The sequence below is a fragment of the Pseudomonas sp. TMB3-21 genome (assembly GCF_054898145.1).
The window spans coordinates 4713656-4726983 of record NZ_CM142718.1; the positions used below are offsets into that span (position 1 = coordinate 4713656).

The window sequence follows — 13328 nt, forward strand, 5'->3', positions numbered from 1 at the left end:
GCGGCGACACGGTGCGCGCTCATAGATTCGCAGGACCAAGGGGAGACGGCATGTGTCACACCGTCTCCTATTGATTCCGACCCTTAACACGCTTCGACGCAACAGCGGCGAGTTCCTCTACTCAGCGCCGCTGTACGCTTCGGCTAGGGTGTGACGCAATCAAGGTTTATCCATTACACTAACTAGACACCTCGTCATTGATACCCGGCCAGTCGCTTCCGTGGTCTTTGCAATGAGTTCGTAGTCACCCAATGCTTCGAATTTGATTAACTGTGAGCTGTCTGCGTGCCCTAAAATATCGGTTGTTCCAACACCATCGTCGAAACCAGGGGCAATGATCTGAACTGTTATACCTACGACGGGAGCATCCGCATAAGTGCGAACGCGTATTCTAGGCCTATATTCGTATCCGATGTAACCTGGCCACATCGCAGGAGGAGGCAGCAAAGGTACGCCGAGATAAGTAAAGACCAATCTATATGGCCCTGCCGCCACCGACATCGGAACCTCCATCGCAACCGCGTCTGAACCCTCAAAAGCGGCCTTCAGCGAAAATTCGCCATCGCTGTCCAGGCATCTTACCTCCCAGGACGCTCCCTTGACGGGATCGACTGTCTGGGGTACACCCGCAGCAGGGAGCATTTCAACGCCCGCAGGCGGGGTTGAGCCCCAAGACGACTTGAGCTTGGGAGTTGGCGTGCCGTTTTTGGGTATGAAAGTAATAGTGTGCAGTCCATACCGGGTGAGTAGCATCTTCTCACCCTCAGCCAGCGGTCTGCCGTCCAGTTGAATAGTGAAGTAATCAGACACGGAACCGACTACCCGACAAACAGGCGCGGTAAGCGCTGAAGTCATGCCGGCACCTTCGAAGCTCAGTTCAAATGTGCCATTCCCGGCTAACCCGGTAACGTCCCAACGATGAGCACTTTGCTCCAAGTCAAAAATCGGTGCACTGACCAGATCCCCAGGCTCAAGCCCCTCAATCAAACGACGTTTGAGTTTTATCGGATAACCACTCAACGGACTCGAAGATTTAGGCCTGAGTGTCACTAATCGACTTGTATTTTTTCTGAACGCTGTACCTTCGGCAGGCACTGGTTCTCCATCTATCAGCACGTCAGCTTCATCCGCCAGATGGCGCGACAAAACCTTACTGGTGGGCAGTTTTATGCCGCTCCTCATCTCGTGTCCGGTCAGATCAAGCCAGAACGTACCGCTGCGGGTTGATGCCGTCAGCGTCCAGGTATGATCACCAGGAGTAGTCACTTTCACATCAGAGGGTTGCAGACCTGTCGCGACTGTGGGTGTAAGCGTCAAAGGATGGTCTGCGATCGGGCTGTTTTCCTTATAGGTTACAGTCACCGTCTGAGGCACGCCGCGAAACAGTACAATACCGGTGGAGGGGTAATCGACGCCATCCACTTGTACCTTGTCCACTTCTGCCGACAAATCCCGAGAGATCACTTTACAGCCCGGAGTCTTCACCCTAACGGTCATGTCGGTACCTTTCAATTCAAGTTTGAAAGTGCCGCTGTTCGTGTGGGCGTTTACCCCCCACGTGTGCGCTCCTGTGCTGGTTACATCCACATTTCCCGACATTCCGTCGCTGAGTTCAACTCCCGCCAGTTCTAACGGGTAGCCTTGCAGGGGACTGTGCGGTTTATAGGTAATAGTGACGGTTTTGGACTCATTCCTGAAGAACGTAACTCCCGTTGCCGGAATGTCAACACCATCCACCTTGATCTTATCCACTTCCTCGGTTAACCAGCGCGACATCACTTTGCAAACCGGCGAGTTAATGCCGGTGGGCACGTCGGCCGCTACCAGCTCAAACTTGAAGGTGCCACTCAACGTGTGGGCGTTCACTGCCCAAGTAAGATCGTCACTGCGGGTCACAGTCAGATTGGCATCGGAGACCCCGGTCAACGGAATAGCTTTTAACTCCAAACTACCGCCGGCCAGCGGGCTGCCATCCATTGGCACCGCAGTGACTGTCATGGGTTCGTTGCGGAAAAACAGGACACCTTCAAGTGGAATATCATTACCATTCACCTGAATTTTCGCCACTTCATCAGCCAGATCGGAAGACAGTACCCGGCATGAAAGTTCCCAAGGCGCGTCCACATCGCGGCTGAGTAGAAGCAGCTTGATATGGCCGCTTTTGGAGGATTCAGGGGTAATAGTCCAGTTAAATTTCTCTCCAACCGGATCCGTCCACGTCTCAAACGCTGGCAAGGCTGCGACAATCAAGCCCCCGTGTTCCACCAATTCCAATCTAAGACTTTTTGCGATCGCTGGTTCCACCTCTACGCTGAGCTCGTTGTCCTTTCCACGGAGCAGCACAATTGGGTCATTCCATTTCACCTGCTTACCGTTGACCGTGAGGATTGCTTCCGTCCAGGGGCTTTGTTCATAAACAGTCATTTCGAACTCCTTTTCCTGTGGGGGGCCGTCATAGGGACTCTGAATGGTCGCCTTGATAGTGCTGTCCTGGAGCCTGACAGTGTGGCTGAACGCACTTTCGCCGCTGACATCGGTGGGAATGGTCGCGACGTGATCTCCATTGACCGACCACTCCACATCAATACCGTCCAGACGTTCGTCGGTGTAATAGGATCCGACAGTCACCGCAGCCGTGACCTTGTCACCTGCCACCGGCGCCTTGATGGGGGCTCGGGCATCGAGAACAATCCGGCGGTAATGTCCTAGATGCATCTGGACTCTGGAAGGCGTCGCCGTGTATTCGCTTTGCACCCAGCATTCAAATGCCCGGTCGACTCCTCCTGCCGGACAATGGAGCTTCCACTCAACGCCCTGCGGATCGAATGGCCGAAGATCACCGATTGGGGGATCGGTAATGATTTCAGGTGTCTCGCCGGTAGCGAAATTGAGACTAACTTCTCCAGCGAACCAGATGCTGTCCGCCATTCCCGCTATTTTGAGCGTGTGGTGAAAATCGCCTTCAGCGCCGTGGCAGATATATACAGGGCCTTGTTCAGCTGAATCGGGTTTTAACAGGACAGTCATGACGGCCTCGGAAGTCAGTGATGGATTTTAAAAACATTGATCCATGAAATACCAAGCATTAGGCGAACGGATGAACTGTTAGCACTAACGGTTTTGTTCATGTCACTTCACCAATTGCGGATGACACTAAGAGCACTTCCGTTCAAAGGGTGATTATATAAATAAGGATTTTTCATGTTGCATCCCTTCAACATGTCTTCCAGCGGAAGACAAGTTGCCGCGATTACTATTTAGTCGATATGTAATCGCCGGCTACTGGCCGTTCTGGTCAAACCACCTCTATCCATGCCTCGACAGTGAAGTCACCGCTTGGAAGCGATGCCACCGCACGCAGCTCTCTTTTCCCAACGGTCGTGAACCTGACTAGCCCTGCAGCAGCCTTACCCGCGTCGCCGGTTTTAGCACTGAACTCTCCATGCTCTGCAATATCAAAAGTTACCGGTATGGCGACCATGGGTGTGCCATCCTTCGCTTTCAGTGCCACGCCGGCCGCGTACAAAATATTTCTATAGACAGGTGTCGGTTTCGGTGGAAAAGGCAATGGCTGATCTAACAGATCGATGAACCTGAAATCAACGCTCGATTCCAGACGATTGACCGGGGAGACAAGGCAAGCCTCCTCCGCCGGAATGGCAATTTTATACTTAAAGGTTCCAACTTTATCGGCCGGCGTAATATCCCATTGATGGGCGACCGACGGATCACCCAGTGACGGATCACTCTGGAAGTCACTTGTTTCAACTCCGGCAACAGGTATCACGTCCAGAGTCAGCGGGATATCTCTAAGTACATGTCCATTTTTATAATAAAGTGAGATCTTACGCGTCACGCCGCCAATGAAGTTCTCACCGTCAGGCGATATGGCGATGCCGTCCAGCATTACCGTTATTTCCATGGCAAGATCACTCGACAGCAATGTACTGAACGGCAATGTAATAGGGGTCGGCATGTTTTCGCCCGTCAAACTCAGCACGAAGGAGCCACTATTGTTAGAGCCAGTTACCGCCCAGCTGTGAACGGTCTGCGGACTATCGAAGGCGGGTGTGCTCACCACATCACGGTCATTAAGATTGCTTCTGACCACACACTTCAACCCCACCGGGTGATCGCCCAGCGGGCTGCCGGCTTTTGACACCAGAGTGACGGTCTGGCGAATGTCGCGAAAAAACAAATTGCCTTGTGCCGACACGGGCACACCGCCAATCATCACATCCGCTTCGTCGCTCAGATTAGATGAAAGCACCCGGCAAGAGATCTCCCAGGATATTGGCTCCCCCTCGCGACTGATCAGAAGCAGCTTGATATGGCCGCTCTTGCCGGCACCTGGGGTGACTGTCCAGACGAATTTCTTCTCCTCAGGAGGGTTCCAGGCCTCGAAGGCGGGATTGGCGTCTACGTTCAAGCCACCTCCGTCCGAGAGAAGCAGTCCGACGGTTTCTATGATGTCTGACACCCCCTCGAGACTGATCTCGTTTCCCTCGTCGCGGAGCAGCACAATGCCGGCGTCCGGGTTCACCAATTTGCCACGAACTTTCAGGACCGCGTCCGCCCAGGGATTCTTTCCATGACCCGTCATATCCACCCCCTTCTCTTCAAACGTGTAATATCAGGAAATTGTCACTACTGCCGTGTTTTGCGTAAGCACTTCAATATTCTGAGCAGTAAGGAAAGCCGCTATTGCACTTCTACAATCAGCCTTATTACCACGATCCCTTCAGGTAACTCTGCCAATGCTGCAATTGTAAAGTTAAAGCCGGTCGGATAATTATGATTTACCACTGCAAAATGTAGTCTGCCACTGGCGCTTGTCGTGAAGGTACGCGGCGTCATGTCGGGATGAAAAAACTTTCCAGTCACATTCGCCAATGGAACATCTTTTAAATCCCTAAGATACGCAACGATCCTCACCACTGGCACGCCTGCAGGCAACAGAAATTTATCGGGTGGAATAGGCAAAGGGTTTAGGGAAAGACTTTCAAAAGTGAAGAGCGCTCCAGGCACGCTCAAATCAAATTCCAATGCAGTGTCTACATCCGGGCTGTAGAACACGAAAGTTCCTTTGCCTGTTTGACCTGCTTGCGGAGTGACCGTGCATTGAAATACTCCGTTGATCAGAGGAAGGAGGCTTCCGAATTCCGGAGTGGAAGTTAACTTCAAGCTGCCTTCGTTAACCAGCACCATGGACAACTGGGTTATACCCGGAGCCTTTATGGTAATTACGCTCTCTCTTGCGGCAAGCAACCCAAAGCGAAGACCGTGAACTAATTTTTCGCCTTCCACATAAAATTCTGCACCATCCCAAGAGCCTGCCTGGCGCGCTGAATCACGGCATGGAGCATCGGGCCCGGGTGTTATCGTGTTGGTCATAACGAAACTCCAATGGCACATCGGTGATGGGCGCACATATCCAACGGAGCGACTTTTAAATCGCTGTAAATCATACGATTCACAAGAAAAAGCCGGCAACTTAACTCGATCAAAATGACTTAACTGGAAGCCGGGAACATTTGTAACGTCGAATACACCCTCGCCCATTTTGATGCTCAACCGACTTGACGTTAACCGTCAGGATCGCGTCCGCCCAGGGATCTCTTTCATAATCAATCATGTCGACTTCCTTTTCTTCAAAGGTGTCACCACTGGCGCAAATACGGGATCTGAAAGCATGCTCATGGCGAAGGCTCGATAATGGGTCGGTCGGTGTTTAAACACAGGCCAACCCACTATCGAGAAAATCCAGAGCAGATGGACTGTCAGAATTGACAGTCCGTATAGATTTATTCGTTATAAAGAATAAACACCGCTCGCGGCAACTACTGGGTGACGCATCGGGTAAGCGTGGTCACCCGTGTCACCTGCCCGTCCGCACGCATATCGCCCAGCACGTCAGTTTGTTCAGAGGTGTCGCAGGTGCGCTGTGGCGCGGGCCGCGCAGCAGCGGGGGCCGGCGGTGGCGGACTGGCACAGCCACCAAGGATGGCAACGCAAAAGACCAACGAAAGCGATGCGATAACGCGTTTCCCAAGACTGTTCATAGGCGGACCCGCAGTAAGGAACGAAAGATGTCTGCGATACCGCGAACGCCGATAGAACCTTGCGAGCGCATCACAGAGAAATAGCCATCGTATTTCTTATAGCTCACTCAGTCGTGAATGCCAGTTGTAGCAAACCAGCCAAGTCCGGGGAAATATCGAGTCAGGTAGCAATAATCAACGCTGGCGATGGCGACTACATGACTGGATTGGACCGCGGGAGACTGTTGCTCTGGAGTTCGTAGCGCAGCTCTTCAATTAATCCCTGCACCGACGCCGGGGTGCGCAAATTCGCTACTTTCAAGCCGCTGACAACCAGGTCCACCTGGCCAGAATCCGGGTGATAAAGCTTGACCGTCAATGAGTGATCCCCGGTCAATGTGCACTCGCAAGCCAGCGGCGAAAAGCTGTGCTCGAGCTGCGTACGCAAGTGTGTAAGGGAGATCATTTCGACTGACCTCTACCCTGCACAATCGACTGCAAGGTGGCTGCGACCATTAGGCTGTTCCTTTGCTGTTTTGAAGGGATGCACTACCGATGCAGACTTGTAGCGCACCTTCACAGACTAAGAACCACCGCTCCGCGCCACCACATCAATTTGCACTGGCGCAACTAGTGCATTTGCACCTCAGCGACCGGCCGGCCGCCGCTCGGTGGAAAACAGACCGCGCTCGCGTGCCCAGACGATCGCCTCACTGCGACTGTGTACATCAAGTTTGGAGTAGACCGTCGCGACATGATTGCGCACGGTATTGGGTGCCAATTTAAGTCGGGCGGCGATTTCCTTGTCAGCCAGTCCTTCGCAGATCAGGCCCAGAACGTCGCGCTCTCGCGCCGTGAGATCAGTAAAGGAGACAGTTGGAAGTTTCGGCGAGTTGACGCTTTTTACGTTGGCGAGTTTTTCAATCAGCGTGCGGCTGAACCAGGACGCGTCCTTCATTACCTCCTCGATCGCCGCTACCAGTTCAAGCTCGGTTCGCTTGCGCTCGGTGATGTTCATGAGGACCAGCAGATAGCAGGGGCTGTCCTGGATGTTCACGGTGTCTGCCGAAACCGCACATTCGATCAGCTCATTGCTTTTTTTACACAAGGTTACGTCGATGCGGTCAAGACTGCCGATCTTCTCCAGTGCCGCAAACAATCGGGCACTGGCGCCCTTGTCATGAAAAAAATCGAGTTCGCTGATCGTTTTTCCGAGTATTTCTTCGCTGGGATACGCCAGGGTGTCGAGAAACGCTTCATTGACATCCATCACCACTTGATCTTGCGCGCTGCACACCACAATCGGTACCGGACTGAGGCGGAAAGCTTTCGCGAAGCGCTCTTCACTCTGTCGCAGAGCCACTTCGGCTTTGTGCCGGGGCTCAACGTCGACGAAGGAAAACAACATGCAGGCTTCGTCATTCAGTTCAAGTGGCTGGCCGGCAACGATCACCTGCTTGCTGCCGCCTTCGGGCAGGTTCAGCTCGGCCTGCATTTGCGGGATGGTCGCGCCCTCGCGCAAGCGCTGTTTGGCGAGGTCCCTGTTCTCGGCACCCTCCAGAATATCCAGCTCATAGGTAGCCGTGCCGATGACCTGATCGCGGGCATATCCGGTCATTTCCAGAAAACCGGAATTGACTTTGATGTAGCGCAAATCGCTGAGACGACAGATCACCGCCGGCGCCGGGTTGGCGTTGAAAGTCTTTTCAAAGCGCTGCTCGGCACTGGCCCATTCGGTGACATCGTCCATGATCAACACCATTGACTCCGCTTCGCCCTGGTTGTCGGTCAGCACCATGCCACGGACCTTGTGCACCCAGTTGCGCTCATCGTTATCCGCGTGAGTCACTTCGACCAGCACATCGTCGAAAACTTCGCCGCGCGACACACGCTGGATCGGGTAATTATCGACCGGAACAGTGTGATTATTGCGATAACGAAGCGCAAATCGCTTGGCGTATTCCTTCGCGTTGCGCCCTATATCACTGACTTGCGCCACCCCATGCATGGCCAGCGCAGCCTCATTCGCCCAGCGAATGGTTTGATCGGGATCCAGCACGATCACGCCGTCGGACAAGCCGGCAATGATCTGCTGCAAATGGCGACGATTGGTTTCGGTTGACAGGACGTCCTGGCTCATTGGCTCTCCACATATCTTGTCACGCCAGCGGGTGGCGCTCTGTGAAGATGTCGACCGCAGAGGGTTGAGATAGTGCGAGCAAACAATGCACATCGGTTGGCGCAGGCTTGCTCCTGCAGATTGGGCCGTGCACAGAATCTGCGGTCGGCTCGGGAGCAAGCTTTGCGTTGATAACGGTCGTCAATTCAGGCAGCGAGGCCCCCCTTGGCGATTGCTGCCGACGCAGCCAACATGGCTCGTAACAGCACCGCGCAACCTGCCGCGAGATCATCCGGCGCTGCGTTTTCGATTTCGTTATGGCTGATGCCGCCTTCGCACGGCACGAAAATCATCCCGGCCGGGCCGAGCTCGGCGAGGAAAATAGCGTCGTGCCCTGCCCCGCTGACGATGTCCATGTGCGACAAGCCCAAGCTGTGCGCTGCACCGCGCACGGCATCGACGCAGCCTTTGTCGAAATACAGTGGCGGGAAGTCCGCGGTCGGTGTCAGCTCATAAGACAAGCCGTGCGCCTCGCAGGTTGATTCGATGACCTGGCGAACTTCGGCAATCATCGAATCAAGCTGCGCCGGTTCCAGATGGCGGAAATCGAGCGTCATGCGAACTTCGCCGGGGATGACGTTGCGTGAGCCCGGATAGGCTTGCAGGCAACCCACCGTGCCACAGGCGTGAGGCTGATGGCCAAGGGCGGCACGATTGACCGCGCCAACGATAAGGGCCGCGCCGACAAGGGCATCCTTGCGCAGGTGCATCGGCGTCGGACCGGCGTGAGCTTCAACGCCGCGCAGTTTCAGGTCGAACCATTTCTGCCCGAGCGCGCCCATGACGACACCGATGGTTTTGCGTTCGTCCTCAAGGATCGGACCCTGTTCGATGTGCGCTTCGAAATAGGCGCCGACCGCATGGCCGCTGACGGCACGCGTGCCGGCATAACCGATGGCGTTGAGCGCTTCGCCGACCGTGATGCCCTCGGCGTCGACCTTGGCCAGTGTTTCCTCAAGGGTGAATTTCTCCGCGAACACGCCCGAGCCCATCATGCAGGGGGCGAAGCGTGAACCTTCTTCGTTGGTCCAAACCACCACTTCCAGCGGCGCTTCGGTTTCTACGCCGAGGTCGTTGAGCGTGCGCAGCACTTCGACGCCAGCAAGCACGCCGAAGCAGCCGTCGAACTTGCCGCCGGTGGGTTGGGTGTCGATGTGGCTGCCGGTCATCACCGGTGGCAGATCCGGATTGCGCCCGGGGCGACGGGCGAAGATATTGCCGACGCCGTCAATGCTCACGGAGCAACCGGCGTCTTCGCACCATTTGACAAAAATGTCTCTGGCCTGACGGTCGAGATCGGTCAGGGCCAGACGACAGACACCGCCCTTGACGGTGGCGCCGAGCGTGGCCAGCTCCATAAGCGACTGCCACAGGCGATCGCGGTTGATGTGCTGGTGAGCGGATTGCAGAACGTCTACGGCTGCGTTCATGGGGATCTCCTCAGGCGTTTGTTATAGGTTTTTTAAGGCAGTAATCGGGGGAATCTGATTCCGTCATCGCGAGCAGGCTCGCTCCCACATGTAGATTGCATCCCCCTGTGGGAGCGGGCTTGCTCGCGAAAGCGCCATCCGCTACACCGCAGATTTCACGGTCGAAGGCTGCGGCTTCATCACGCACAAGCCGTAATAAATCACCCCGCCCAACGCCGAGCCGGTGAACCAGCCATAGCTGTAAAACCAGCTGAACGCGTCACTGCCCAGCGACAGCAGCGTCAACGCCACCGGCACACCGAATGCGATGAACCCGAACCAGTTCCACGCCGGGTAAACGTCGTCGCGATACAACCCGGCGAGGTCCAGCTGCTGTTTCTTGATCAGGAAGTAGTCCACCACCATGATCCCCGCGATCGGCCCCAACAGACTTGAATAGCCCAGCAACCAGTTCGAATAAACGGTTTCCAGGCTCACGTCGGACACGATCAAGCCGAGCTTCTTGAACAATTCATGCGCCATCAGCACCAGGCCGACCAGCCCCGTCAGCATCACCGCTTTGGTGCGATTGATGAGCTTTGGCGCAATGTTCTGAAAGTCGTTGGTCGGTGAAACGATGTTCGCGGCCGTGTTGGTCGACAGCGTGGCGATGATGATCAGAGCCATAGCGATGGCCACCCATACCGGGCTCTGGATGTGCCCGATCAGGGACACCGGATCCGACACGGTCACGCCAATCAGCTTCACCGAGGCGGCGGTCATCACCACGCCCAGCGCGGCGAACAGGAACATGGTCAGCGGCAAGCCGATGATCTGCCCGACGATTTGATCCTTCTGGCTTTTCGCATAGCGGCTGAAGTCCGGAATATTCAACGATAACGTCGCCCAGAAACCGACCATCGCGGTCAGCCCCGCGGCGAAGTAACTGACCACGCTCGCGCCTTCCGGACGCTTGGGCGGGATTGCCATCAGCTCGGTCATCGACACATTCGGCATTGCCCAGACCAACAGGCCCACGCCGACCAGAACCAGCAGTGGCGCCGAGAGGGTTTCCAGCCATTTGATCGACTCGGCACCGCGAATCACCACCCACAGGTTGAGCGCCCAGAACAGCATGAAGCCGATGACTTCCCCGGTACCACCGAGGGATTTCCAGCCCTCGAATACCGAGCCCATAAACAGGTGAATGGCCAGCCCGCCAAACATCGTCTGGATGCCGAACCAGCCGCACGCCACCAGCGCCCGAATCAGACACGGCACGTTGGAACCGAGAATGCCAAAGGACGAGCGCAGCAACACCGGAAACGGAATGCCGTACTTGGTGCCCGGGAAAGCGTTCAGCGTCAGCGGAATCAACACGATGATGTTGGCGAACAGAATCGCCAGCAACGCTTCGCCAACGCTCAGACCGAAATACGCGGTCAATACGCCGCCGAGGGTGTAGGTCGGCACGCAGATGGACATGCCGACCCACAGGGCCGTGATGTGCCATTTGTTCCAGGTTCGCTCGTGCACCTTGGTCGGTGCCATGTCGTGGTTGTAACGGGGACTGTCGAGGACGTCGCTGCCGGCTTCGAGCTCGAACAAGCCGTCGCGTTCGGTCACTTGCGATCTGATCTGTTGCATGGCCGCTCCACTGTTCTTTGAATTATTTTTTGCTCATCAGGGGCTGACGGCATCAATAACCGTGCCGGGCACTCCGTTTGCGCATCGGGCAGTTCCATAACTCGTTGTAACGTATTGATGTTGTTGTTTTTATAAATGCATTTCGGAGAGCGTTGAGCAACTTGAGAGGCACTCAGGCCGAATGCCGGACAAGTTGTCGATACGGTCAAGACTCAAAGTGGTGCATCGCTCTTTTTTTCTGACACTGCGCATCAACCATAGACCATTCTCAAGCGGCTGATTTCATATAGAAAATCTTGTCGATAATCGGATCCTGTCAAGTGCGTCAAAATGGTGATGAGGCTCACCATTTTGGTGATTTGCGTAATTAGTTCTTATATTTCAGCTATTTAGGATCGATATAAGCTTATGAAAATTATTCTTGCTGATTCGCAATTCTAAGACTAGCTTCTATTCCTGACAGCGTTGACAGGAATACCCCTTTTGACGCCGGCTCCATATAAAACACTTAGAACCGGCACAAGTCGGTCATAGCCTGCGAGGAACTCGGCATGTCTTTGTTGATCCGTGGCGCCACCGTTGTTACCCATGATGAAAGTTATCGTGCCGATGTGTATTGCGCGGACGGCGTGATCAAAGCCATCGGTGAAAACCTCGATATTCCCGCCGGCGCCGAAGTGCTCGACGGCAGCGGCCAATACCTGATGCCGGGCGGCATCGACCCGCACACGCACATGCAGTTGCCCTTCATGGGCACCGTGGCCAGTGAAGACTTTTTCAGCGGCACCGCTGCGGGTCTCGCCGGGGGCACGACTTCGATCATCGATTTCGTGATTCCCAATCCGCAGCAATCACTGATGGAAGCCTTTCACCAGTGGCGCGGCTGGGCCGAGAAGTCAGCTTCGGATTACGGCTTTCACGTCGCCATTACCTGGTGGAGCGAGCAGGTTCGCGAGGACATGGGCGAGCTGGTCAGCCATCACGGTGTCAACAGCTTCAAGCATTTCATGGCCTACAAAAACGCAATCATGGCGGCCGACGACACCTTGGTCGCAAGCTTCGAGCGTTGCCTGGAACTGGGCGCAGTGCCGACCGTGCATGCGGAAAACGGTGAACTGGTTTATCACCTGCAACGCAAGCTGATGGCGCAAGGCATGACCGGTCCGGAAGCGCACCCGCTGTCGCGCCCTTCGCAAGTGGAAGGTGAAGCCGCCAGTCGCGCGATCCGGATCGCCGAAACCCTGGGCACGCCGCTGTACCTGGTGCATGTCTCGACCAAGGAAGCCCTCGACGAAATCACCTATGCGCGCAGCAAGGGTCAACAGGTTTACGGTGAAGTTCTGGCTGGACATCTGTTGCTGGACGACAGCGTCTACCAGCACCCGGATTGGCAGACCGCCGCCGGTTACGTGATGAGCCCGCCCTTCCGCCCTCGCGGCCACCAGGAAGCGCTTTGGCACGGTTTGCAATCCGGCAGCCTGCACACCACCGCCACCGACCATTGCTGCTTTTGCGCCGAACAAAAAGCCGCCGGCCGTGACGACTTCAGCAAAATCCCCAACGGCACGGCCGGCATTGAAGACCGCATGGCGGTGTTCTGGGATGAGGGGGTCAACACCGGGCGCTTGTCGATGCAGCAATTCGTCGCGCTGACTTCGACCAACACGGCCAAAATTTTCAACCTGTACCCGCGCAAGGGGGCGATTCGGGTCGGCGCCGATGCCGACCTGGTGCTCTGGGATCCGCAGGGTACGCGGACGATTTCGGCGAAGACGCACCACCAGCAGGTTGATTTCAATATTTTCGAGGGCAAAACCGTGCGCGGCGTGCCGAGCCACACCATCAGCCAGGGCCGTGTGGTATGGGCCGATGGCGATCTGCGCGCCGAGCGTGGTGCCGGGCGCTACGTCGAACGGCCGGCATATCCGGCGGTGTTTGATTTGCTGAGCAAGCGGGCAGAGTTGAACAAGCCTGCTGCTGTGAAACGCTGAGATCGAGGCCTTCGGCCTATCGCGAGCAGGCTCACTCCCACAGGGATCTCAGGTGTTCACA

8 protein-coding genes are annotated in these 13328 nt (G+C 55.6%); 1 reads left to right on the forward strand and 7 read right to left on the reverse strand.

Translation table 11 applies throughout. The annotated features are described in order from the left end of the window. Positions 1-159: 159 nt before the first annotated feature. From ACYZTS_RS21385 to ACYZTS_RS21415, 7 genes are all read right to left on the reverse strand, one after another. Positions 160-3027 carry a hypothetical protein gene (locus tag ACYZTS_RS21385; RefSeq protein WP_461991878.1) on the reverse strand — a complete coding sequence of 956 codons (2868 nt, stop codon included), beginning with the start codon at positions 3025-3027 and terminating at the stop codon, positions 160-162. 268 nt (positions 3028-3295) lie between these two features. Next, complete coding sequence (locus ACYZTS_RS21390) at positions 3296-4609, reverse strand: hypothetical protein (protein ID WP_461991880.1); 1314 nt, start codon at positions 4607-4609, stop codon at positions 3296-3298. 92 nt (positions 4610-4701) lie between these two features. Beyond that, positions 4702-5394, reverse strand: coding sequence for a hypothetical protein (locus ACYZTS_RS21395; RefSeq protein ID WP_461991881.1), 693 nt, complete (start codon positions 5392-5394; stop codon positions 4702-4704). 861 nt (positions 5395-6255) lie between these two features. Then, complete coding sequence (locus tag ACYZTS_RS21400; protein WP_461991883.1) at positions 6256-6507, reverse strand: DUF1652 domain-containing protein; 252 nt, start codon at positions 6505-6507, stop codon at positions 6256-6258. A gap of 180 nt (positions 6508-6687) precedes the next feature. Beyond that, the gene (locus tag ACYZTS_RS21405) at positions 6688-8181 is read right to left on the reverse strand and encodes a helix-turn-helix transcriptional regulator (protein WP_028623055.1); all 1494 of its coding nucleotides are present in this window, start codon (positions 8179-8181) and stop codon (positions 6688-6690) included. A 185-nt stretch (positions 8182-8366) separates the two neighbouring features. Then, a complete protein-coding gene (locus ACYZTS_RS21410; protein WP_461991885.1) occupies positions 8367-9650 on the reverse strand; it encodes a Zn-dependent hydrolase in 1284 nt (427 codons plus the stop codon). 141 nt (positions 9651-9791) lie between these two features. Further along, on the reverse strand, positions 9792-11276 hold the full coding sequence (locus ACYZTS_RS21415) for an NCS1 family nucleobase:cation symporter-1 (protein WP_461991887.1): 1485 nt from the start codon (positions 11274-11276) through the stop codon (positions 9792-9794). A 551-nt stretch (positions 11277-11827) separates the two neighbouring features. On the opposite strand from ACYZTS_RS21415, the gene hydA reads away from it, so the two are divergent. Further along, entirely contained in the window at positions 11828-13267 is a 1440-nt protein-coding gene (gene hydA, locus ACYZTS_RS21420) for a dihydropyrimidinase (RefSeq protein WP_461991889.1), read from the forward strand. Positions 13268-13328 lie beyond the last annotated feature (61 nt).